A 24,845-nucleotide genomic window follows, 5' to 3' on the forward strand; every position below is an offset into this window, starting at 1 on the left:
TACTATGTTATTACAGCTAGATAATATCACTAAAAGCTACGGAAAAAAAATAGTACTTAACCAGATTTCCTACCAGTTTACTCCTGGTTTGTATGGACTCTTAGGAGCAAATGGTACTGGCAAAACAACCTTATTAAATTTGATGAGCCACTTTACATTCGCAGATAGTGGGAATATTTATTGGAATGGACAGGAGCAGTCGGAAGAATTTTATCGTCACATTGGTTTTTTACCGCAACATTTTCGCTATTATGATCAATTTACTGGCATTGCTTTCTTAAATTATATCGCTACCTTAAAAGGTGTTGATAAAAAGAAAGCTAAACAAGAAATTCCTAGATTACTAGAGCTTGTTGGTTTAGGCGATGTAGGTAAAAAGAAGATTTCATCATACTCCGGTGGTATGAAGCAACGTTTAGGCATTGCTCAAGCACTTATCAATGATCCTGAAATACTCATTCTGGATGAACCAACTGTTGGACTTGATCCCAAGGAACGGGTTAAATTTCGCCATATTTTGAGTCAGTTATCCACCAATAAAATTATCATTTTATCAACGCATATTGTGTCGGATGTGGAAGCTGTTGCCAAAGAAATTATAGTATTAAAAAATGGTAAATTTATCGAACATGGCAACACCGCACAGCTGTTGAAAACTATTGAGGGAAAAGTGTGGGAAATAACGACTGAACCAGGTTTATCTCAGATACCCAATATTGCTATTGTTAATGAAAAAGTCTTTTCAGATAGTCGGGTATTTCGTGTAGTGAGTGATATTTGTCCGAGTGATTCGGCACAGTTGGTTGTTCCGACTCTAGAAGATTTCTACATCTATCATTTTAGAGGGGAGTAAGTAAGATGATATCAATTTTTCCTTTTGAATTAAAAAAACTTCTACAACGTAAGGCAGCATTTGGGGCTTTTATTATCTTCCTTCTTGCTATTTTTGGTCTATTTTACCAGCATTTTTTTGTTGGGCAAATTAGTGGCTATTCTGCAGATAAAATACATGGTCGAGAAGCGGTTGCCATTAATCGTAGAATAGCTGAAAAATATTCAGGGGATTTATCTGAAGAACGAGTAACAAATATTATTAAAAACTATGTTAATCCGCCAGCAGGACGCCCCCCTATATTTGATGTTTTTAGTTATTATGTGGCAGACACTTTTGATCGTGATTTTTTAATTTACTATAACCAATTGAAAGATGATAAAACAATTGATTTTAATAAAATAAATATTAAAGATCAAAAACAGTTGGGTTCTGCGCTACCACTAAAACAACTAAAGCTAGGTAACTTTGCTCCTTGGAATCAACTTTTCGAAGTAAGTAATAGTACTTATATTTTAATTGTCTTATTTACTCTATTCTTATCAGCTCCTCTTTTTTCAGGAGATAGGGCTAAGAAGATTAATCCTATACTACTGACGACTCGGTATGGACGTGGTCAGTTGACCTGGGCTAAGTTAGCTAGTACAATGACCATCGGTATTTCCACATTTATCCTAGCATATGCCCTCATTCTGACGGTATTTGCAGATTATTTTGGTTTTAGTGGTTGGGAGACAAGCGTTCAACTGAATTTATACTGGACATCACCTTTGGCTAATATTATGGGATTTCCTGTACCTATGACAATATCAACTGCTTTTGTTCATATTATTGTCTTACAATTTGTTGGACTCCTTTTTATAGCCAGTCTTAATTTCTTTATATCAAGTATCACAAATTCGCCATTAACATCTTTTGCTGTTTCAACGCTTGCCTTTTTTGCTCCTAGCTTTTTAATGGCTATGTTTAATAAAGGTGTGATAAACAAGTTATTAACTATTTTCTCAGTATCAACGACAGACACTTCAGCTTCACTTTTAAAATTATCACGTAATGGTAGTCATGGCTTTTTCTTTGATAGTTTTTCTGCTAATGAAATCTGTCTGATTAGTCTACGTATGTTAATTGCAGTGTTATTGATAGCCTATACCTATCGTTTAATGCGACGAAGAAGTTTATAGTTCCCACTGGTTATCTGAACAAGAAATTATTCTAAGCTGATTTTCTTTTGCGAAATCAGCTTTTTTATTTCCTAATATGGTTGATAAGGTATTAACAATAATTATCAGATACCATTTAAGGCGTTTCAATGACTTTTTGGGATAATTGAGATATTCTTCTGAAGAGATTGGTATCATAGTAATGATAACTTATAGAAAGTAATGTTAAGGATGAAGAGAAGTCAGTGCGTGGATAATAAGCAGCATAATACATCAATGATTAGTTTGCTACAATACCTTTTTTCCATACTGGTCATTTTAGTTCATAGTGGGAGGTTATTTAGTCAGGATGTCATTCATTTTACCTTTAAAAGTTTCCTAGGTCGGATGGCTGTTCCTTATTTTTTGATTTGTACTGCTTTCTTTTTGAGAGGTCGTATACAGCAAGGTTTGTGTAATCACTCCTACTTTCGTAAACTGATTAAAAAGTATAGCATGTGGACTATCATTTATTTGCCTTATGGTTATTTCTTTTTTGAATCTCTAAATATAGCGAAGATCTATTTGTTGCCGGGGTTTATTGTGGCATTTTTGTATTTAGGTATGTCACATACCCTTTGGTACATCCCTGCTGTTATTCTAGGTTGGGTCATTATTCAAGGATTATTGAAGTATGTAGGAACTAGGGGGACATTTATCACAGTTGTTGTACTCTATTGTATTGGAGCAGTAGAGACCTATTCTGTCTTTATACAGTCAACAAAATTTTATCCCCTGATGTCCACTTATATGTCAATTTTTCAGACAACACGAAACGGATTATTTTACACTCCAGTTTATCTTCTAGCAGGATATTTACTCTATGATTATTTTAATACTGACCTATTTACCAAATCGCGTGGTCTTAAGTATATTCTCTTCCTTTTACTTCTAGCTTTAGAGAATGTTCTTATTTATTTTAATCAAGGGTTGGATAAAAATTTCTTCTTATTAGCTCCTTTATGTGCAGTATTCTTATTTAACTGGAGTATACGTACATCACTGTTTAAGGAATATCGTTTAAGTCCTTTAAAACAGTTGAGTGTCTATTATTTCTTCCTTCCCCCTCTTTTTATTGGCATAGTGTCTTACTGTTTAAAATCAACTTCCTTAGTTGCACACCATCAAGGAAAAGTGATTTTTGTGGTGACCTTGGCATTAACACATGCTTGTGCTCTACTCATAATAAAGGTTGTTAATAAGATACCCTATCAAAAAATTATTCCATTATCTCTTTCGAAATAGTGATGCATATAAGAGAAAGTTTAAAGTTATAGTGATGTAAAGGTTGTGTAAACTATTAGGATACATGACCTTTTTATTGTTCTGTTTTTAAATATTAATTATGTAGAATAGTCCACATATAGAGTAGAATAGTCCATTTTTAAACCGCTTTCATTTGTTAGAATGATAGTAAAGGTTATCTTATTCAAAGTATTGATAAAACTTTCAGAACTAATTTAGGGTAATGTAATAAATAGGAGGAGAAAGATGAAGCGGAAATTCCTAATCGGCAGTCACGGAAAACTTGCGAGTGGGTTGCAGAGTTCTATTGATATTCTGACAGGCAAGGGACAAGAGATTCAGACAATAGATGCTTACATTGATGATAGTGACTATACTAAGTCTATTGTAGAATTTATTGATGAGATTGCACCAGATGAACAGGGGCTTATTTTTACAGATTTGTTAGGTGGCAGCGTTAATCAGAAAATGGCGACTGCTGTAATGAATAGTGGGAAAAATAATATTTTTTTAATAACGAACAGCAATTTAGCGACCTTGTTGTCATTACTATTTTTGAAACCTGAAGAGGAATTAACTAAAGAAGAAATTGTAACCGTTATCAATGAATCTCAAGTGCAGCTGGTAGATCTTAGCTTTAAAGCGGGTTCAGAAGATGACTTTTTCGATTAATAATTAGGAGGAAAAAATGATTACTCAAATTCGTGTTGACGACCGTTTGATTCACGGGCAAGTGGCAGTTGTATGGACTAAAGAATTAAATGCACCACTTTTAGTGGTGGCTAATGATGAAGCTGCAAAAAATGAAATCACACAGATGACTCTTAAAATGGCTGTGCCTAATGGCATGAAATTATTAATCCGTTCAGTTGAAGAATCAATAGCTCTATTTAAAGATCCACGTGCAACTGACAAGCGCATTTTTGTGATTGTCAATTCTGTTAAAGATGCCTGTACAATTGCTAAAAATATAACCGATTTAGAAGCAGTAAACGTCGCTAATGTAGGACGCTTTGATAAGTCTGATCCAGCTACAAAAGTCAAACTAACATCAAGTCTCTTATTAAATACAGAAGAGTTGGAAGCCGCAAAAGAATTAGCCAGCTTACCAGATTTAGACGTCTTTAACCAAGTATTGCCTTCAAATACTAAGGTTAACTTGAGTCAGTTAGTCAAATAAAGTGAGGTATGACATATGATAATGCCAGCGACGATGGCAGCTTTAGCTGTATTGATTTGTTTTGGGGGAAATTACTTAACAGGTCAAAGTATGATGGAGAGACCACTTGTAGTTGGTCTTGTAACAGGAATGCTACTAGGTGATATTAAGGTTGGTATCCTAATGGGAGCCTCCCTAGAAGCGCTATTTTTGGGAAACGTTAATATTGGGGGTGTTATTGCCGCAGAGCCAGTAACAGCAACAGCGATGGCAACAACTTTTACCATTATTTCAAACATTGATCAAAAAGCAGCAATGACTCTAGCTGTTCCGATTGGAATGTTGGCAGCATTTGTTGTTATGTTTTTGAAAAACGTCTTCATGAATATCTTTGCACCGATGGTGGATAAAGCTGCAGCCGCAAACCATCAAGGTAAACTTGTGATGCTTCACTATGGTACATGGATTATTTACTATCTCATTATCGCTTCTATTTCTTTCATTGGTATTTTAGTAGGTAGTGGGCCTGTTAATAGTTTTGTCCATCATATTCCTCAAAACCTGATGAATGGTTTGAGTGCGGCGGGAGGCCTCCTTCCAGCTGTTGGTTTTGCCATGCTGATGAAATTATTATGGACAAATAAATTAGCTGTTTTTTACTTGCTTGGTTTTGTTTTAACAGCTTATTTAAAATTACCAGCGGTTGCAGTTGCTGCCCTAGGAGCAGTTATTTGCGTCATTAGTTCACAACGTGATATAGAATTAGACGCAATTACTAGAGGTGCGATCAGTAAACAGACAACCTTTGACTCTAAAGAATCAGAAGAGGAGGACTTCTTCGCATGAAATCACAGGATAATTTGACTAAAGAAGACCGTAAAATGCTTCGCTCAGTCTTCTGGCGCTCATGGACGATGAATGCCAGTCGTACTGGGGCAACACAATACCACGCAGTAGGAGTTATTTATACTTTACTACCAGTCATCAATCGTTTTTATAAGACTGATAAGGATAAAGCAGAGGCACTGGTCCGTCATACAACATGGTTTAATGCCACCATGCACATTAATAATTTTATTATGGGTCTTGTTGCATCTATGGAAAAGAAAAACAGTGAAGATCCTGATTTTGACGCTAGTGCTATCACCGCAGTTAAGGCTTCTTTGATGGGACCTATATCTGGTGTTGGTGATTCATTCTTTTGGGGAATTCTAAGGGTTATTGCGGCAGGTATCGGTATCTCCTTAGCAAGTACAGGCTCAGCCATGGGAGCTGTTGTCTTTCTACTCTTGTATAACATTCCAGCTTTTCTGATTCATTATTATAGTCTCTATGGAGGTTACTCTGTAGGTGCAGGGTTTATCAAAAAATTGTATGAATCAGGTGGTATTAAAATTGTTACTAAGACTTCAAGTATGCTTGGTTTAATGATGGTAGGCTCAATGACTGCTTCAAATGTTAAATTCAAGACAATCTTAACGGTAGCAGCTAAAGGAGCTAAGGAAGCAGCTTCCATACAAAGTTACCTTGACCAATTATTTGTTGGCGTAGTGCCACTGTTGGTAACGATATTAGCCTTCTGGCTTCTACGTAAAAAAGTCAATATCAACTGGATCATGTTTGGTATTATGGTGTTAGGTATTGTACTTGGTCTCTTAGGTATTTGCTAATAATCTCCTAGCATTAAAGGTAAGTGGAACAAGACGATACTTGTTTAGCTTATCTTTTTTTCTTTTGAAAGTTATTGTATGAAAGGAGTTGACTATCTTTATTGGATAGCTATTTGCTATAATAAAAGGAGATGGAAATGAGAGGATATAGAATGGAAGAACGCTTTAAGAAACGACTACAAGATGATATCTCTAAACATTTTTCCCGCCAGTCTTTAATTTTATCCTTGTTATTGATTGCACTTTTCGTCCTTTTTTCTTTAGCGCCTCAACAGATAGGTCTTTATAAAGATGTTAATTCAGTTTCCTATAGTTATAAGCAATTGATTCAAAAACATGATACCTTATTAGATGACTTAGGTAAAAATAGTTTGAAACCATTTGTCTCAGGACACTTAGGAAGTGCTGATTTGAGTAAGCAATATTATCATTTAAGGAATCATTTACAAAGTCAAACAGAACTTTTAGTATTCTCACCTAATCAAGAACTTTTGTTTGCTAGTAATTCACATTTAGGTAATTTTTTTAGTAAGTCTATTTACATTAGTGAAGTTTTAGATAAGGCTAAAATAAATCAAAGGCTACTAAAAATTATTGTGGATAGTGAGGGAGGGCATTACCTTGCACTCATTAAGCCAATTATAGTTAATAAAAAAGTTTCAGGTTATGCCTTTTTATTGATGAATGGGAAAGACTTTTTACTTCCAACGAAGGCTATTAACTCAGACTTGATTATTGCCGATCAGCTAAATAATAGCTTTACTTTTACTAATCGTGATTTTATCTCCTCTAGTTTAGATAAGGTAGATAGTCAATTCTTAACTAGATATTTTAGTTTTCACGATCATCGAGCTTTTGTTGTTAGGAAAGTAGCTCTGCAAGACAATATCCTACTTTACATGTATCGTCCCCTGATACCAGTAACTCTGGTCGTCCTTTTTTCTCTAGTATCATCAGTTATTATTTTTGTGATTTTACGACAAAAATCTAGAGTTCTAGCCGATCGCATCGCAGTAAAAAATTCTAGCGCCATAAATCAAATGGTGCTAGATATGGATGCCATTTCCCGCCAAGAAAAATCTAGTATTGAGCTTGATAGTCAAGATGAATTTCAATATCTATCTGTGCAAATCAATCAGATGGTTTCACAGTTAAAAGATTTACATGAGAAAACTCTTGATTTGGAAACACAAAAGTTGTTGTTTGAAAAGAGGATGTTAGAAGCTCAGTTTAATCCTCACTTCCTTTATAATACCCTTGAGACAATTTTAATAACCAGTCACTATGATTCACAATTAACAGAAAGAATCGTTATACAACTAACAAAATTATTGCGCTATAGCCTTAGTGGTAGCACAGAAGCAGCTGTGCTTAAGGATGATTTAGCAATCATTGAATCCTACCTTTTGATTAATCAAGTGAGATTTGAAGAATTAACTTACACTATTTCAGTATCTCCTGAACTTGAACACATGCGTGTACCAAAACTTTTCTTGTTACCGCTAATTGAGAATGCTATTAAATATGGCTTAAAAGAACGTCATGATGTAGCAATAAACATAGATATTTGGCAAGATAGTGATGGAATTTGGTTTACTGTTTCAAATAATGGATCAGGTATTAGTTTGGCTAGGCAACAAGCCATACGTACAATGTTAAGATCAACTCACTCGCATCATGGGCTTATTAATTCTTATAGACGATTACAATATCAATTTTCAACAGTATTGTTAGAGTTTACGAAGACAGATGATGCTTTTCGAGTTAGCTATATAGTAAAGGAGTGAGTTATGTATAGATTACTTATCGTTGAGGATGAGCACCTTATTCGTAAGTGGTTACGCTATGCTATTGATTATCAATCATTGAATATTTTAGTGGTTGGTGAAGCAAAAGATGGTAAAGAAGGAGCTCAATTAATTCAGGAAGAGCAGCCAGACATTGTTTTAAGTGATATTAATATGCCAATTATGACAGCATTCGATATGTTTGAGGCAACCAAAGGACAATCTTATGCCAAAATTATTTTATCTGGCTATGCTGATTTTCCAAATGCGCAATCAGCTATTCACTATGGCGTTCTTGAATTTTTAACAAAACCACTAGAAAAGCAAGCTTTGATTGATTGTTTAAAAACAATTATGGCTAGAATTGAGGAACATAAGGAGAAGCACCTACAAGAGCATACAGAATTGTATTTACCTCTACCACAAGCTAATGACCAAGTTCCTGAAGTTATTAAAGATATGCTAGCATGGATTCATAGCCATTTTCATGGGAAAATTGTGATTAGCCAGTTAGCTCACGATTTAGGTTACAGTGAAAGTTATCTTTACACAGTCACTAAAAAGCACCTTCATATAACTTTGAGTGATTATATAAATCAATATCGTATTAATCAAGCCATTCAGTTGATGTTTAGAGAACCAGACCTAATGGTTTACCAAATTGCAGAAGCTGTTGGTATTTATGATTATCGTTATTTTGATAGGGTTTTTAAAAAGTACTTGGGTCAGACAGTAAAAGCGTTTAAGGAAGAACATATTTTTAAACAAATGGATTAGGTAGGTGAAAGATGAAAGAAAAACAGTCGAAAAGGCTTATTTATATACTACTGGTTGTTTCCATTATTTTTATAAGTGTTTTTACATACAGTATTAGCCAGCCTTCTAAACTACTTCCACCAAAAGAATTAGTTATTCTAAGTCCAAATAGTCAAGCCATTTTAACAGGAACGATTCCAGCTTTTGAGGAAAAATACGGTATAAAAGTTAAGCTTATTCAAGGTGGGACAGGGCAACTAATAGATAGATTAAGTAAGGAGGGTAAGCAGTTGAAGGCGGATATTTTCTTTGGAGGAAATTATACGCAATTTGAAAGTCATAAGGCATTGTTTGAGTCTTACGTATCAAAGAATGTTCATACTGTTATTCCAGACTATATCCATCCAAGTGATACGGCGACACCTTATACTATAAATGGGAGTGTCTTGATTGTAAATAACGAATTAGCTAAGGGACTTACCATCAAGAGTTATGAAGATTTATTACAGCCTTCCTTAAAAGGTAAAATTGCCTTTGCAGATCCGAATACTTCCTCTAGTGCTTTCTCACAACTCACTAATATACTCTTGGCCAAGGGTGGTTACACCAATCCAAAAGCGTGGAACTATGTTAAAAAGCTACAACATAATATTAATGCTATCAAATCTTCTAGCTCTTCAGAAGTTTATCAATCAGTTGCAGAAGGAAAAATGATTGTGGGGCTGACTTACGAAGACCCTAGTGTCAATTTGCAAAAAAGTGGTGCCAATGTTTCTATTGTATATCCGACAGAAGGGACAGTTTTTGTCCCATCTTCGGTTGCAATTATAAAGAATGCTCCTTCTATGAAAGAAGCAAAGTTATTTATTAATTTTATGCTTTCTTTAGATGTTCAAAATGCCTTTGGGCAGTCAACGAGTAACCGACCTATTCGTAAAGATGCCCAAACGAGTAATGGCATGAAAGCTTTAAAGGATATTGCTACTCTTAAAGAAGATTATCGCTATGTCACTAAGCATAAGGGCCAAATCCTTAAAACCTATAATCGTATTCGTAGAAATGCTGATTAAATGAGAATATAGAAAAACTCCTTGGAATCATTGATTCCGAGGAGTTTAATCGTCGTCTTCGTCGCTTTCGAAATCTTTTTTCCAATAACGATAAAGACTAATACATGCCAGAAATCCGGCTATAATGGGAACGATAATAAATAAGAGGTCAATCACTGTATCCATGGGCAATATACTCCAATGATAAGAAGTCATTATTGTTTATAGTGCGTACAATAATGTTAAGGTAAAACGTCGGTCATTATAAGTTTTTTGACATCCTCTAAACTCATAGCTTTTGTTAATATTTTTTCAGGTATCTCTTTTAAGAAATCTTTCTCAAGCCACCATCTTGCAAGAGAATCTTCTCCAAATTCTAAAGATTTAAGTCGAGTTGAATGTCTTTTAACAGTTTCTTGAAAGCTTAAATCATAGTAATAAGCATAAGTATTGTTGGGGTTATGTTTTAAAATATGTTTCCAAACAGGCGTATACCAATCAGAACGAAGTATGCCTTCAAGGATGATGTAGGAACAGTTATGGTAACCATAATTTAGTAAATTGATCAAAAGGGGAATGGTAGTAGTATTTTCACCATCCTTAGTTCCTAACATCTCTCTACGAAGGTAATCCTGAGATAAGAGAAGGGTATTTTCCCCTAATTCGGCTTGAAGTTGCTTAGCTATTGTAGACTTTCCGCTAGCTGAATTTCCCCTGATAATAATGAGCGTGGCTACCATTAGTCCACCATATTGCTTTTGAGATAGGCATCCACTAAGAGTTCAGTTGCTTGAATAGAATCGATATGGGTACGTTCATAAGAATGACTAGATTCAATACCTGCACCAAGTAGCGCGTGTTTAACTTCCGCACCAGCACGCATGGCAGCGGAGGCGTCACTACCATAATAAGGATAAATATCAAGTTTATAAGGAATATTATTGTTTTCAGCTAGAGAAACAAGATGTTGACGTAATTCATAATGATAAGGACCAGAAGCATCTTTAACACAGATAGAGACAGTATATTCGTCAGTTTCTTGATCGTCTCCCATAGCTCCCATATCAACTGCTAGATATTCTACAGTTTCATTTGGGATGCTTGAATTTGCTCCATGTCCTAGCTCTTCAAAGGCACTAAAGTAGAAATGAGTAGTATAAGGAAGTTGAATGTCTTCTTTCTTGTAAACAGAAAGAAGTTCCATTAGGATACCAGCGGATACCTTGTCATCTAGGTAACGTGATTTAATAAAGCCGCTGTCTGTTATGATTGTACGCGGATCAAATGAAATGAAATCACCGACCTGGATGCCTAAAGCACGTGTTTCGTCAGCAGTTGTTACTTTCTCATCTAAACGAATTTCCATATTTGTTTGATTACGTTCAGCAGTTCCAGCGTCTTTGTAAACATGGACACTAGTTTGATGAATAAGAGCAGTTCCAGAAATTTCTTTACCATTTTTTGAGAGGTGTATAGTACAGTTTTCTCCTTCAATGGCATTGTATGTATATCCACCAATAAGGTCAATTTTTAACCGACCATCTGGTTTGATGGCCCTAACCATAGCACCAAGTGTATCAAGGTGAGCAGTTATCATGCGATGTTTAGTATCATTTTTTCCTTTTAGAGAAACCATGACGCCTCCCTTGTTTGTGCGAATTGGTGAGTAGCCAAACGCTTCCAATTCTTTGATGATATAGGTCATGATTGTTTGGGTAAACCCTGTTGGTGAAGGGATTGATGTCAGGGTTTTAATGTAGTTTAATGTTGTTTCCATACTATTTCCTTTAGGCTTTAAAGTTCGATAATGTTTCAACGATAATATTTGCGATACGTTCAACGTCGCTAGAAGTTCCTCGCAATTCAAAGTCTCCTAACATAGGAAATCCAAACCGTTCAGAGTATTGTTTTGCAGTTAAACAGTACTGATTGTTAAAATTTCTATTTCCAGAGCCAACAATTCCGATACAATTTTTGACATTATTGTGTGCAGCTATAAAATCACCAAGTGGAATGGTAAGAATTTCTTGATCGCCATTGTCAATGCCATTTCCTCCCTCAAGGTAAGTGGGTAATAGTGCTACGAAAGGTTGGTCAACAGGAAAGGTTTGATGATTTTGTTCCTTGATATTAATAGTCGAAACCTGACAGTTATGCCAAGTTGACAGTTGTTCACTAAGACGTTTGACAAAGCTTTGAGTATTGCCGCTAAGACTGATATAGACTAGGGTTAATTTAGGCATTTAGTACTCCTTAAATCTAAATTTCTTGTTATCAGTTTAGCAAAATCATGTCAGATAAACAAGCTAGAGTGGTATCTCAATATCTGACTATTTAGAGAGAAAATCTATTGTTGAGACTAAAAACTGAGGTTGATTGGCCTCAGTTTTTAGTGATGACTATATTTGTTTCTTTTTAAGTAAACTTCCCACGAGTCCAAGTATTGCGACACCAAAGAAAGCCAGATAAGATTGTTTTTCTTGTCCAGTTTTAGGTAATGTTTTTTCTTTCTGTTGTGTATAGACAGTGCCTGTAATATTTGGAGAAGCTTTTGCTTTTGTATAAGCAGTTGCAACCATGTGGTGAATTTTTTGTTTTTCTATTTGGCTTAACTTTTCTTGATGTGATGGCTCAGTAAGGTCTACTTTTTCTTGTTCAGTATAGACAAATCGATAATCACCAAATCCTTCATCTTTGGTAGAACTAGCGATATACTGAATATCCTTGCTATTAGTAACAAGATTTTTAGCTTTATCGGCTGTTTGGAATCGTAAATCAAGGTCTTTAATAGACTCTGTGAAGCCCCAGTTATTATCAGCTGTAGGATTGATGGTTTTCTCTGAAATAATATAGTTGATAATAGTTTGGCGATTTTCTAAGTTCAGCAAACGGTTCATTGTGGCATTTTTAGCCCCAGGGAAGGTACCACTAGCACGGTAGTTATTGGTCACAATCATAAACTCTTGTTTGTCTGCAACAGGCTTACCATTGTACATTAAATCGCGTACTCGACTAGCTTGACTATTAACAACTTTTCCATCTTTATTGTATTTATTAGGTTGTGTAATATCAAATTTATAAGTCAAGCCGTCAATAACGTCAAAATTATAGGTACGATATTCGGTATTGATAATATTTTGTGGTGCTTTATTGTTAGGGTCAATTTGGTTAAATTGACCAGCGGACATTTCTAACCATTCACGTAAGTCTGCTCCGGTCACTTTTAAAAGTGCAGTAACATTATCATAAAGGTAAAGATCAGCTACGTTTTTAATTGCAACAGGTCCAGCTGGAATATCAGTATATGCGGTAGCATCGCCGCGTGTTCCAGCTTTAAATGGTGCTGCAGCAGATAGAAGTGGTAAATTTGCCTCAGGTGTTCCTTTCAATTCATTTGCAACGTACCAACGTTGAGCGTTGTTAACAATTTGAACTGAAGGGTCATCTTTAACTAGTGCAAAGTAACTTGTAATTGGCGCAGTTGTTGTACCTACTTGTTGGCGAACATAGTTGATAGTGCCATCGTGTGCTTCCTTAGCCAATGCAATGATACGCTCGTCAGCAGTTGTTGAGTTCATATCAATTTTACGGATTTTAGCACTACTTTCGGAGACTTGCCATTTTCCATTAGTATAACTAAGTCCTAAATCAATAATACCAAGATGATCCCCGTACTTGCCTGCCATTGTAACAGGTGTTCCATTTATTTTTCCATTGATACCATCAACTCCAGTGTATTTTTCATAGAAGCCAGTACCGTTACCTGATGGAAATTCAGCGTGTGAGTGTCCCGTAACAACGGCATCCACTCCCTTGATGCTGGCAATTTGATAGCCAACGTTTTCTTCACCTTCTTCATATCGATCATCTCCAATGCCAGAGTGTGATAAAACGAGAATGACATCTGCTCCTTTAGCACGCATAGTAGGAACGATTTCTTCGATTGCTTTAACTGAATCTTTGACAATAACCTTTCCCTCTAGGTTAGCCTTGTCCCAGTTTAAGATTTGAGGAGGTACAATTCCTGTAATCCCAATATTTAGTGCAACAGCTCTTCCTGTTGAATCTTTGAAGGTTTTAGTAATGATGTCATAAGTTTTAAAAACTGGTTGATGTGTTTTGAAATCCAAAACATTTGCGTTGAGGATTGGAAGGTTGGCTGTAGCAATGATTTTTTTGAGGTAATCTAAACCGTAATTAAACTCATGATTACCTAGTGTTGATGCATCATAACCAAGAGCATTCATGGCTTGGTACATAGGATGTTCTTCATTTTCTGCGACAGGTTTAACGATTGCTTTATAAGTTCCTAAAGGTGTCCCTTGAATGACATCTCCGTTATCAACTAAGACGGTATTAGGATTTTCTTTTTTTGCTTCTTCAATAAGGACAGCAGTTTTTGCTAACCCTATTTTTTGAGATTCTTTATCTTGATAATAATCATAGTTAACTAAATTGGTGTGTAGGTCTGTGGTTGACATGATGCGAAGGTCAACTTTTTCACCTTCAATAGGTTTGAGATCACTAGTTGTGGCTTCTGTGGCAACAGGCTGTGGATTTTGGTTATTGGTAGTGGTATTTGTGCTTGTGGCTGTTGAAGCATCAGTTATTGCAGTTGGAGTAGAAGTAACGTTTGACTTTTCCTCTGCAATTGTGCTAGTGGGGGTAGTTGATTCAACCTTTGTAGAGGTTGAACTTGGTGTTGTAACAATGTCTTCTGCTTGAACAGCTAAACCACTTGTTGCTGTAGCTGTTAAGACAGTTAAAGCGAATACGCTTTTTGAAAAATAATGTTTTGACATAAATCTCCTCCATTAAAACATTACATGTATATTATCCTAATCTAAAAACTATTATAGCTTATTGAAAACGTTTAATCAATCTCATTTACGAATTATTTTTAGTGATTACACCAAAAACAATCGTTTATTTATAAAGGATAACTTAGTTAGACACATTTACTTGGTATTTAATTCTTTTTGAGCCTCTAACTTCTTTTATTTTTAGGTTAAAAAGTGATAAAATAGGTACAATCTATCACTATGATTAAAGAGGATAACTATGGTCAAAGAAATTAATTTAACAGGAGAAGAGGTTGTTGCAATCACATCCCAGTACATGAGTGAGACGGATGTTGCTTTTGTAAAATTTGCCTTAAATTACGCAACCGCAGCTCATTATTATCAAGCAAGAAAGTCGGGCGAGCCCTACATTATTCATCCAATTCAAGTAGCAGGTATTCTTGCAGATTTACACCTTGATGCCGTTACGGTAGCTTGTGGTTTTTTACATGATGTTGTAGAAGATACGGAAATTACCCTTGATGAGATTGAAACTGATTTTGGCAAGGATGTTCGCGATATTATTGACGGCGTAACAAAATTGGGTAAAGTGGAGTACAAATCTCATGAAGAACAGTTAGCAGAAAATCACCGTAAAATGTTAATGGCTATGTCTAAGGATATCCGTGTTATTTTGGTTAAGCTCGCTGACCGCTTACATAATATGAGAACCCTTAAACACCTCAGAAAAGATAAACAAGAGCGTATTTCACGTGAGACTATGGAAATATACGCTCCTTTAGCGCATCGTTTGGGGATTAGTCGTATCAAGTGGGAATTAGAAGATTTATCTTTTCGTTACTTGAATGAGACGGAATTTTATAAGATTTCTCATATGATGAGTGAAAAACGTCGTGAACGCGAAGAGTTGGTTGATATAATTGTCGATAAAATCAGATCCTATACTGAGGAACAGGGTTTATATGGTGATATTTATGGTAGACCAAAACACATTTATTCTATTTACAGAAAAATGCGTGATAAAAAGAAACGCTTTGATCAGATTTATGATTTAATTGCGATACGCTGTATCATGGAAACTGCTAGTGATGTTTATGCCATGGTGGGGTATATCCATGAGTTATGGCGTCCTATGCCAGGAAGGTTTAAAGATTATATTGCGGCACCAAAGGCCAATGGTTATCAATCTATTCACACGACGGTTTATGGACCTAAAGGGCCAATTGAAATTCAGATTCGAACTAAAGAAATGCATCAAGTTGCCGAGTTTGGTGTTGCAGCCCATTGGGCCTATAAAAAAGGAATCACCAGTAAGGTTAATCAAGCAGAGCAATCGGTTGGTATGGGATGGATTCAAGAATTAGTTGAGCTTCAAGATGAATCAAAAGACGCCAAGGATTTTGTTGACTCTGTTAAGGAAGATATCTTTACAGAACGCATCTATGTTTTTACCCCAAATGGTGCTGTTCAGGAATTGCCAAGGGAATCTGGACCAATTGATTTTGCTTATGCTATTCACACGCAAGTTGGAGAAAAAGCTACTGGCGCTAAAGTAAATGGACGTATGGTTCCATTGACTGCTAAGTTAAAAACAGGAGATGTTGTTGAGATTATCACAAACCCTAATTCATTTGGACCAAGTCGTGACTGGATTAAGATTGTTAAGACCAATAAAGCTCGCAATAAAATTCGTCAGTTCTTCAAAAACCAAGATAAAGAAACTTCTATTAATAAAGGTAGAGAATTACTGGTTGATTATTTCCAAGAACAAGGTTATGTGCCTAACAAATATTTAGATAAGAAACATATTGAAGAAATCCTTCCACGTGTCAGTGTTAAAAGTGAGGAAGCTTTGTATGCAGCCGTAGGTTTTGGTGATTTGAGTCCGATTAGTATTTTTAATAAACTGACGGAAAAAGAACGCCGTGAGGAGGAACGTGCTAAGGCTAAAGCGGAAGCAGACGAACTTATTAACGGTGGTGAAATCAAAACCGATAAGCGTGATGTTCTCAAAGTTAAGAGTGAAAATGGTGTTATCATTCAAGGAGCTTCAGGTTTATTAATGCGTATTGCAAAATGTTGTAATCCCGTTCCTGGAGATCTCATTGAAGGCTATATAACTAAAGGTAGAGGCGTGGCTATCCATCGTTCAGATTGTCAAAATTTAAAGAGTCAGGAGAACTACGAACAACGTTTGATTGATGTTGAGTGGGATGATGATGGATCTAAAAAAGAGTACATGGCTGAAATCGATATTTATGGTTTGAATCGTAGTGGCCTCCTTAATGATGTTCTTCAAACCTTATCAAATGCAACAAAGCTAGTATCGACAGTAAATGCACAACCAACAAAAGATATGAAATTTGCTAATATTCATGTTAGCTTTGGAATTTCAAATTTAGCACAATTGACAACTGTGGTTGATAAAATCAAAATTATCCCAGATGTTTATTCTGTTAAACGTACGAATGGTTAGGAGAGCAAAATGAAAATCATTATTCAACGTGTTAATCAAGCAAGTGTTTCTATTGAAGATGATGTAGTCGGATCTATTGAGAAGGGTTTAGTACTTCTAGTTGGGATTGCTCCAGAAGATACAACAGAAGATATTGCTTATGCAGTTCGTAAAATTACTAGCATGCGTATTTTTTCTGATGATGAGGGGAAAATGAACCTTTCAATTCAAGACATTAAAGGAAGCGTCTTATCTATCTCACAATTTACACTCTTTGCAGATACCAAAAAAGGAAATCGTCCAGCTTTTACTGGGGCAGCTGATCCTGTTAAAGCGAATCAGTTTTATGATATCTTTAATCAAGAATTAGCAAATCATGTTTCGGTAGAAACAGGTCAATTTGGAGCTGATATGCAAGTCAGTCTGATTAATGATGGACCAGTAACTATCGTTTTAGATACTAAAAATAAATAAAAAACCAAAGAGTTGGGCAGAATGCTTGGCTCTTTTTATTGTGGTTCTAATTATACTCCTTAACCCATTCATGTTTATGAAAAGATTTACTGTAGCTTGGAAAGGCATGAATAAAGGTTGTTGATATGAAATTAAGTGCACTTAACAATATTAAAAATAGAAAAATATTAGATTTATGGTTTTTCGTTGACACTAAAATAAGAATACTCTAAAATGTTAACTGGTTAAGTATTTTTTATTTTAAAGGAGGTTTAATGAAAAGGATACGGAAAAGCCTTATTTTTGTTCTCGGAGTAGTTACCCTAATTTGCTTATGTGCTTGTACTAAACAAAGCCAGCAAAAAAATGGCTTGTCAGTAGTGACTAGCTTTTATCCAGTATATTCCATTACAAAAGCAGTTTCTGGTGATTTGAATGATATTAAAATGATTCGATCACAGTCAGGTATTCATGGTTTTGAACCCTCATCAAGTGATGTTGCTGCCATTTATGATGCTGATCTATTTCTTTATCATTCGCACACACTAGAAGCTTGGGCGAGACGTTTGGAACCTAGTTTGCATCACTCTAAAGTATCTGTAATTGAAGCTTCAAAAGGTATGACTTTGGATAAAGTTCATGGCTTAGAAGATGTAGAGGCAGAAAAAGGAGTAGATGAGTCAACCTTGTATGACCCTCACACTTGGAATGACCCTGTAAAAGTATCTGAGGAAGCACAACTCATCGCTACACAATTAGCTAAAAAGGATCCTAAAAACGCTAAGGTTTATCAAAAAAATGCTGATCAATTTAGTGACAAGGCAATGGCTATTGCAGAGAAGTATAAGCCAAAATTTAAAGCTGCAAAGTCTAAATACTTTGTGACTTCACATACAGCATTCTCATACTTAGCTAAGCGATACGGATTGACTCAGTTAGGTATTGCAGGTGTCTCAACCGAGCAAGAACCTAGTGCTAAAAAATTAGCCGAAATTCAGGAGTTTGTGAAAACATATAAGGTTAAGACTATTTTTGTTGAAGAAGGAGTCTCACCTAAATTAGCTCAAGCAGTAGCTTCAGCTACTCGAGTTAAAATTGCAAGTTTAAGTCCTTTAGAAGCAGTTCCCAAAAACAATAAAGATTACTTAGAAAATTTGGAAACTAATCTTAAGGTACTTGTCAAATCGTTAAATCAATAGGTAGTTATATAAAGAAAGGACGCAGGATGAATCGTAAAAAAACAGTTATTATTAGTGCTTTATCAGTAGCTCTATTTGGTACTGGTGTAGGTGCTTACCAATTAGGTAGCTATAATGCCCAAAAATCAGACAATAGTGTTTCTTATGTGAAAACAGATAAATCTGATAGCAAAGCACAAGCAACAGCTGTAAATAAAACGCCCGACCAAATCAGTAAAGAAGAAGGCATATCTGCAGAACAAATCGTTGTTAAAATTACTGACGACGGTTATGTGACTTCTCATGGAGACCATTACCATTATTACAATGGGAAAGTGCCATATGATGCCATCATTAGTGAAGAATTGATTATGAAAGACCCTAGCTATGTCTTTAATAAAGCTGATGTCATTAATGAAGTCAAAGATGGTTATATTATCAAAGTTAACGGTAAGTATTACCTCTATCTTAAAGAAGGTAGCAAACGAACAAATGTTCGTACAAAGGAACAAATCCAAAAGCAACGCGAAGAATGGTCTAAGGGTGGTTCTAAGGGAGAATCAGGAAAGCATAGTAGTGCAAAAACTCAAGCTTTATCAGCCAGCGTACGTGAAGCGAAAGCTAGCGGTCGCTATACTACAGATGATGGTTATGTTTTTAGTCCAACAGATGTCATTGATGACATGGGAGATGCCTTTTTAGTACCACATGGCGATCATTTCCATTATATCCCGAAAGCTGATTTATCTCCATCAGAGTTATCAGCCGCACAGGCATATTGGAACCGCAAGACTGGCCGATCAGGTAATAGCTCAAAACCATCAAATTCAAGTTCATACATTCATGCAAGTGCACCAAGCGGTAATGTATCAACAGGAAGACATGCTAATGCCCCTATTTCTATTCCAAGAGTCACTCACGCAAATCACTGGTCAAAACCAGCTGGTAATCATGCTACGGCACCAAAACACCATGCACCTACAACCAAACCAATCAACAAAGATTCTGCTTTAGACAAAATGTTGAAACGTTTATATGCTCAACCGTTATATGCTCGTCACGTAGAAAGTGATGGTTTGGTTTATGACCCAGCACAAGTTAATGCTTTCACAGCAATCGGTGTTTCTATTCCGCACGGTAATCATTTCCACTTTATTCACTATAAGGATATGTCTCCATTAGAGTTAGAAGCAACAAGGATGGTGGCAGAGCATAGAGGACATCATATTGATGCATTAGGGAAAAAAGATTCTACAGAGAAACCAAAGCATATTTCTCATGAACCTAATAAGGAACCTCACACAGAGGAAGAACACCATGCAGTAACACCGAAAGACCAACGTAAAGGCAAACCAAATAGCCAGATTGTCTACAGTGCTCAAGAAATTGAAGAGGCAAAAAAGCTGGTAAATACACAACATCTGATGGTTACATTTTTGATGCCAAAGATATTAAAAAAGATACAGGTACAGGTTATGTCATTCCACATATGACACATGAGCATTGGGTACCAAAGAAAGATTTATCAGAGTCGGAATTAAAAGCAGCTCAAGAATTTCTTTCAGGAAAATCTGAAGCAAATCAAGACAAACCAAAAACAGGTAAAACAGCTCAAGAAATCTATGAGGCAATTGAACCAAAAGCAATTGTTAAATCTGAAGATTTATTATTTGGAATTGCACAAGCGACAGACTATAAGAATGGTACATTTGTAATTCCTCATAAAGATCATTACCATTATGTGGAATTAAAATGGTTTGATGAAGAAAAAGATCTTTTAGCTGATTCAGATAAGACATATTCTTTAGAAGACTATTTAGCTACGGCTAAATATTACATGATGCACCCAGAAAAACGTCCTAAAGTTGAAGGATGGGGTAAAGATGCTGAAATTTATAAGGAAAAGGACTCTAATAAAGCAGATAAACCAAGTCCTGCACCAACTGATAATAAATCAACATCAAATTCTAGTGACAAAAACTTAAGTGCTGCAGAAGTATTCAAACAAGCAAAACCAGAAAAAATTGTACCGCTTGATAAAATTGCTGCTCACATGGCATATGCAGTTGGATTTGAAGATGATCAATTGATTGTTCCTCATCATGATCATTATCATAATGTTCCTATGGCATGGTTTGACAAGGGTGGTTTATGGAAAGCACCAGAAGGCTATACATTACAACAACTCTTCTCAACAATTAAATACTACATGGAACATCCTAATGAATTACCAAAAGAAAAAGGTTGGGGACACGACAGTGATCATAACAAAGGCTCAAATAAAGACAATAAAGCCAAAAATTATGCTCCAGATGAAGAACCTGAAGATTCAGGGAAAGTAACTCACAACTATGGTTTTTATGATGTTAATAAAGGTTCAGACGAAGAAGAACCAGAAAAACAAGAAGATGAATCAGAGCTAGATGAATATGAACTAGGAATGGCACAAAACGCTAAGAAATATGGTATGGATAGACAATCTTTTGAAAAGCAACTCATCCAATTATCAAATAAATATAGTGTAAGTTTTGAAAGCTTTAATTATATTAATGGTAGTCAAGTTCAAGTTACTAAAAAAGATGGCTCTAAAGTGCTTGTTGATATTAAAACACTAACAGAAGTGAAATAATAAAAGAGTTGAGTAAACTTAGCTGACAACTAAAAACAAACAAGTCACCGTACTTGTTTGTTTTTTAGTTATGATTTCTAGCGTGCGAAGCTTTTAATGATATATCTAATTCTTCTTTTGAACAACCATTGTTTTACGCTTAAAAAGAGAGTTAATATATTTTTGTTTGAGGAAGTTTTCTTGTTTTGACTTTTATAAAACGACTAAAGTTATAATCACTAAATAAAGAGCCACTACTAAAAGCTGTATAACAGGTTTCTAGTAGTGGCTCACTTGTTTTATTACATGTAATTGTTATTAGTTAAAATTTTGGTGAAGCTACTGTATTGCTCCTTAACAACATTATCAATATTATGATCTGTTAATACAAAATCAATATCGTCTAATTGATAAAAAGTATAAAAATCATATTTACCAAATTTTTGGCTATCAACTAAAAGGAATTTTTCAAAGGAATTATTAAGAGCAATGCGCTGAATTTCACCTTCTCCCTCGTCGTAAGTAGCGATAGACTTTTCAAAAACACCATTACTACTAACGAAAGCTTTTGAAAAATTAAGTGATTTAATAGAGTTAATAGTAACAGAACCGACAAAAGCACCAGTAATTTCTCTGTACTCTCCCCCTACAAGGATAAGGTCAAGTGTTGAACTTTGATTCAGAATATTGAAAACAGGAAGGCTATTGGTTACTACCCTAATTTTAAAATCAAGTAATTGCGTGGCTAATTTCTCTAAGGTTGTTCCAGGCCCAATAAAGATTGTTTCACCATCATTGATGAATTGTTTTGCAAATTGGGCAATTTCTAATTTTTCATTTGTTTGAATATCGTATTTTTCAGTGTTTGATTTTTCATAATTTTGTGGAGTTGGTGATGCATTTACTTTTTGTGCACCACCATGGATGCGTATTAACAGTCCTGCTTTATCTAATTCATCCAAGTCACGCCTAACAGTCATGTCTGATACATCAAGTTCTTCCATGATTTCATTAACAGTGACAATGCCATTTATATTGACTTTTTCTATTATTTTTTGTAATCTTTCTCGCTTTAACATAATGACCTCTCCTACCTCTTCGTTATATATATCATACCATAAATAGAGCTAAAATAATAATAATTTTGAAAAAATAAACAATAATAAACAAAATAAAATAAAAAATGTCTTGTAATGTTTTATTTTGTTTTGTATAATATTGATGTAGATAAGTTGATAAGGCTTGTTTGCCTTACAACAAAAATGTAACCGCTTAACTAAGAAGAAAGGTGTTTGCTGTGACTCAAGATATTTTATTTATTGATGCCCATTCTCAGGAAGAATTATTTGACTTAGTATCAAAAGCATTGATAAAACAACACTATGTTAGTCCTAACTACCGACAGGCAGTAAAAGAAAGGGAGAGAGAGTTTCCAACGGGGTTAAAAATTGATTTAAAAGATGGGACTCCTATTCAATATGTTGCTATTCCACACACTGAAACGCAGTATTGTCTAGTAGATAGAATCTTTTATGTCAAAAATAGTCAGCCAATTACTTTCAAACATATGATTAATCCAGAAGAGGAGTGTAGGGTTCAGGATTTTTTCTTCATCATTAATAGTAGGAATAGTAACCAAAGTGATATTTTATCTAATTTGATTACCTTCTTTATTACAAAAGGAAACCTAGATCGGCTACATGAGCTTGGCGACAATAAAGAAAAAATTAATCATTATTTAATAGAAAAAGGAGTGTTTTAACATGATCAAAATATTAGCAGCTTGTGGTGCAGGCGTAAACTCAAGTCATCAAATTAAAGATGCTATCGAGACACAATTAGGAGATAGAGGTTACAATGTACATTGTGATGCTGTTATGGTTAAGGATATCACTGAGGAAATGGTCAACAAATATGATATCTTTACTCCTATTGCTAAAACTGATTTAGGTTTTAATGTACCAATTCCAGTTGTAGAAGCAGGACCTATTCTTTATCGCATACCAGTTATGAGCGAACCGGTCTTTACTGCTTTAGAACAAGTTATCAAAGAACACAATCTATCATAACATATTTAAAATTGGAATTAGTCTTAAAGGAGAAGGAACATGCAGGTATTTTTAAATATTGTCAATAAATTCTTTGATCCAATTATCCATATGGGTTCGGGAGTTGTGATGCTAATTGTCATGACAGGTTTAGCCATGATATTTGGAGTGAAGTTTTCTAAAGCACTTGAAGGTGGTATTAAGTTAGCTATTGCTCTTACGGGTATTGGTGCTATTATTGGTATTTTAACTGGTGCTTTTTCTGAATCACTTCAAGCTTTTGTTAAAAATACAGGAATCAATCTAAGCATTATTGACGTTGGTTGGGCTCCATTAGCAACTATTACATGGGGATCACCATATACGCTTTACTTCTTATTAATCATGCTTATTGTCAATATTGTTATGATTGTTATGAAAAAAACGGATACCTTAGATGTTGATATTTTTGATATTTGGCATTTATCTATCACAGGTCTTTTAATTATGTGGTATGCTAAAAAAAATAATCTACCAACACTTTTATCTGTCATTATTGCAACTGTAGCTATTATCTTCGTTGGTGTTCTAAAAATTATCAATTCTGATTTGATGAAACCTACCTTTGATGATTTATTGGGGACAGGTCCAACTTCTCCCATGACTTCAACGCATATGAATTATATGATGAACCCCATTATTATGGTTTTGGATAAGCTTTTTGATAAAGTTTTTCCAGGGCTAGATAAATATGACTTTGACGCGGCTAAATTAAATAAAGCCATTGGATTCTGGGGCTCTAAGTTCTTTATTGGTATGATTTTAGGACTTGTCATAGGGATTATGGGCAACCCCGTGTTCTCATTTGCAGCATTAGGTGGCTGGTTTTCTCTCGGTTTTACAGCAGGTGCTTGTTTAGAGTTGTTCTCTTTGATTGGTTCTTGGTTCATTGCTGCAGTAGAACCACTTTCTCAAGGAATTACTAATTTTGCTAATGGTAAAATGCATGGTCGTCGTTTCAATATTGGTTTGGACTGGCCATTTATTGCCGGACGTGCAGAGATTTGGGCATGTGCTAACATTCTTGCACCGATTATGCTAGTAGAAGCTATTTTACTCTCTAAAGTTGGTAATGGTATTCTACCGCTTGCTGGTATTATCGCAATGGGCGTAACCCCTGCTTTACTGGTTGTTACACGTGGCCGTTTAATTCGTATGATTACCTTTGGAACATTGCTATTACCGCTATTTCTTTTATCAGGAACAATGATTGCCCCATTTGCAACTGAATTAGCTAAAAAGGTAGGCGCATTCCCAGCTGGGGCGCGAGCAGGTTCACTTATCACTCACTCTACACTAGAAGGCCCTATGGAGAAAATCTTTGGTTACGTTATTGGTAAAGCGACAACAGGTCAATTATCAGCGATTATAACATTAATTATTTTTGCGACAGCTTATCTTGGTTTGTTTATGTGGTATGCTAAACAAATGAAACGCCGTAATGCAGAATATGCAGCTAATCAAAAATAAATAGAATAAAAAAACCTAGGAGAATGTTATATTTTCTAGGTTTTTGATATATTAAAGATTTTAAAAATAACATATATAATTAATTTTCGCTCATT

The 24,845-nt window shown here is 35.2% G+C and carries 21 protein-coding genes and 1 pseudogene; 17 read left to right on the forward strand and 5 right to left on the reverse strand.

All coding sequences use genetic code 11. The features are described from left to right. Positions 1-4 precede the first annotated feature (4 nt). The 10 genes from HMPREF2818_RS04200 to HMPREF2818_RS04245 all read left to right on the forward strand — a co-directional run bounded on the left by HMPREF2818_RS04200 (position 5) and on the right by HMPREF2818_RS04245 (position 9,718). Positions 5-853 (forward strand): ABC transporter ATP-binding protein, encoded by an 849-nt coding sequence (locus tag HMPREF2818_RS04200; protein ID WP_000926588.1) that lies wholly within the window; start codon positions 5-7, stop codon positions 851-853. 5 nt (positions 854-858) lie between these two features. Then, positions 859-2,013 (forward strand): ABC transporter permease subunit, encoded by a 1,155-nt coding sequence (locus HMPREF2818_RS04205; RefSeq protein ID WP_000623419.1) that lies wholly within the window; start codon positions 859-861, stop codon positions 2,011-2,013. 228 nt (positions 2,014-2,241) lie between these two features. Then, complete coding sequence (locus HMPREF2818_RS04210; protein WP_000369172.1) at positions 2,242-3,276, forward strand: hypothetical protein; 1,035 nt, start codon at positions 2,242-2,244, stop codon at positions 3,274-3,276. A gap of 246 nt (positions 3,277-3,522) precedes the next feature. Continuing rightward, positions 3,523-3,948, forward strand: coding sequence for a PTS sugar transporter subunit IIA domain-containing protein (locus HMPREF2818_RS04215; protein WP_000823120.1), 426 nt, complete (start codon positions 3,523-3,525; stop codon positions 3,946-3,948). 16 nt (positions 3,949-3,964) lie between these two features. After that, positions 3,965-4,456 carry a PTS sugar transporter subunit IIB gene (locus HMPREF2818_RS04220; RefSeq protein ID WP_000632643.1) on the forward strand — a complete coding sequence of 164 codons (492 nt, stop codon included), beginning with the start codon at positions 3,965-3,967 and terminating at the stop codon, positions 4,454-4,456. 15 nt (positions 4,457-4,471) lie between these two features. Next, complete coding sequence (locus HMPREF2818_RS04225; RefSeq protein ID WP_000605775.1) at positions 4,472-5,281, forward strand: PTS mannose/fructose/sorbose/N-acetylgalactosamine transporter subunit IIC; 810 nt, start codon at positions 4,472-4,474, stop codon at positions 5,279-5,281. Continuing rightward, complete coding sequence (locus HMPREF2818_RS04230) at positions 5,278-6,105, forward strand: PTS system mannose/fructose/sorbose family transporter subunit IID (protein ID WP_000841957.1); 828 nt, start codon at positions 5,278-5,280, stop codon at positions 6,103-6,105. The genes HMPREF2818_RS04225 and HMPREF2818_RS04230 overlap by 4 nt, the downstream gene beginning before the upstream one ends. 137 nt (positions 6,106-6,242) lie before the next feature. Further along, positions 6,243-7,892 carry a sensor histidine kinase gene (locus HMPREF2818_RS04235; RefSeq protein WP_001215127.1) on the forward strand — a complete coding sequence of 550 codons (1,650 nt, stop codon included), beginning with the start codon at positions 6,243-6,245 and terminating at the stop codon, positions 7,890-7,892. A 3-nt stretch (positions 7,893-7,895) separates the two neighbouring features. Then, positions 7,896-8,669, forward strand: coding sequence for a response regulator transcription factor (locus HMPREF2818_RS04240; RefSeq protein ID WP_000286068.1), 774 nt, complete (start codon positions 7,896-7,898; stop codon positions 8,667-8,669). 11 nt (positions 8,670-8,680) lie between these two features. Continuing rightward, positions 8,681-9,718, forward strand: coding sequence for an extracellular solute-binding protein (locus HMPREF2818_RS04245; protein WP_000660662.1), 1,038 nt, complete (start codon positions 8,681-8,683; stop codon positions 9,716-9,718). Positions 9,719-9,939: 221 nt separating this feature from the next. Here HMPREF2818_RS04245 and HMPREF2818_RS04255 read toward each other — a convergent pair whose 3' ends face one another. The 4 genes from HMPREF2818_RS04255 to HMPREF2818_RS04270 all read right to left on the reverse strand — a co-directional run bounded on the left by HMPREF2818_RS04255 (position 9,940) and on the right by HMPREF2818_RS04270 (position 14,499). Further along, complete coding sequence (locus HMPREF2818_RS04255) at positions 9,940-10,437, reverse strand: kinase (protein WP_000226648.1); 498 nt, start codon at positions 10,435-10,437, stop codon at positions 9,940-9,942. Then, entirely contained in the window at positions 10,437-11,474 is a 1,038-nt protein-coding gene (locus HMPREF2818_RS04260) for a M42 family metallopeptidase (protein ID WP_000450417.1), read from the reverse strand. Before HMPREF2818_RS04260 ends, HMPREF2818_RS04255 begins: the two co-directional genes overlap by 1 nt. 10 nt (positions 11,475-11,484) lie before the next feature. Beyond that, positions 11,485-11,940 (reverse strand): class Ib ribonucleoside-diphosphate reductase assembly flavoprotein NrdI, encoded by a 456-nt coding sequence (gene nrdI / locus HMPREF2818_RS04265; protein WP_001125401.1) that lies wholly within the window; start codon positions 11,938-11,940, stop codon positions 11,485-11,487. A gap of 156 nt (positions 11,941-12,096) precedes the next feature. Beyond that, positions 12,097-14,499 (reverse strand): bifunctional 2',3'-cyclic-nucleotide 2'-phosphodiesterase/3'-nucleotidase, encoded by a 2,403-nt coding sequence (locus HMPREF2818_RS04270; protein ID WP_000033934.1) that lies wholly within the window; start codon positions 14,497-14,499, stop codon positions 12,097-12,099. A gap of 259 nt (positions 14,500-14,758) precedes the next feature. On the opposite strand from HMPREF2818_RS04270, the gene HMPREF2818_RS04275 reads away from it, so the two are divergent. From HMPREF2818_RS04275 to HMPREF2818_RS10130, 4 genes and pseudogenes are all read left to right on the forward strand, one after another. Further along, positions 14,759-16,975 (forward strand): RelA/SpoT family protein, encoded by a 2,217-nt coding sequence (locus HMPREF2818_RS04275; protein ID WP_000237872.1) that lies wholly within the window; start codon positions 14,759-14,761, stop codon positions 16,973-16,975. A 9-nt stretch (positions 16,976-16,984) separates the two neighbouring features. Continuing rightward, entirely contained in the window at positions 16,985-17,428 is a 444-nt protein-coding gene (dtd, locus tag HMPREF2818_RS04280; protein WP_000691430.1) for a D-aminoacyl-tRNA deacylase, read from the forward strand. A 254-nt stretch (positions 17,429-17,682) separates the two neighbouring features. After that, positions 17,683-18,606, forward strand: a complete 924-nt coding sequence (locus HMPREF2818_RS04285) for a metal ABC transporter solute-binding protein, Zn/Mn family (RefSeq protein WP_000822457.1) — start codon at positions 17,683-17,685, stop codon at positions 18,604-18,606. Positions 18,607-18,632: 26 nt separating this feature from the next. Next, positions 18,633-21,214: pseudogene (locus tag HMPREF2818_RS10130) on the forward strand (pneumococcal-type histidine triad protein). Between the two features lie 281 nt (positions 21,215-21,495). On the opposite strand, the gene HMPREF2818_RS04300 reads toward HMPREF2818_RS10130, so the two are convergent. Next, positions 21,496-22,272: a DeoR/GlpR family DNA-binding transcription regulator gene (locus HMPREF2818_RS04300; RefSeq protein ID WP_000919197.1), complete on the reverse strand. Its 777-nt coding sequence runs from the start codon at positions 22,270-22,272 to the stop codon at positions 21,496-21,498. A 209-nt stretch (positions 22,273-22,481) separates the two neighbouring features. On the opposite strand from HMPREF2818_RS04300, the gene HMPREF2818_RS04305 reads away from it, so the two are divergent. From HMPREF2818_RS04305 to HMPREF2818_RS04315, 3 genes are read left to right on the forward strand one after another with little or no spacing between them, the layout of a single operon-like run. After that, the gene (locus tag HMPREF2818_RS04305; RefSeq protein ID WP_000458431.1) at positions 22,482-22,955 is read left to right on the forward strand and encodes a PTS sugar transporter subunit IIA; all 474 of its coding nucleotides are present in this window, start codon (positions 22,482-22,484) and stop codon (positions 22,953-22,955) included. Position 22,956: 1 nt separating this feature from the next. Next, positions 22,957-23,262: a PTS sugar transporter subunit IIB gene (locus tag HMPREF2818_RS04310; RefSeq protein ID WP_000590543.1), complete on the forward strand. Its 306-nt coding sequence runs from the start codon at positions 22,957-22,959 to the stop codon at positions 23,260-23,262. A gap of 39 nt (positions 23,263-23,301) precedes the next feature. Then, on the forward strand, positions 23,302-24,750 hold the full coding sequence (locus tag HMPREF2818_RS04315) for a PTS transporter subunit IIC (RefSeq protein WP_001195834.1): 1,449 nt from the start codon (positions 23,302-23,304) through the stop codon (positions 24,748-24,750). Positions 24,751-24,845: the final 95 nt, after the last annotated feature.

It is taken from the genome of Streptococcus sp. HMSC076H09, from assembly GCF_001811765.1.
Taxonomy (GTDB): Bacteria; Bacillota; Bacilli; order Lactobacillales; family Streptococcaceae; genus Streptococcus; species Streptococcus agalactiae.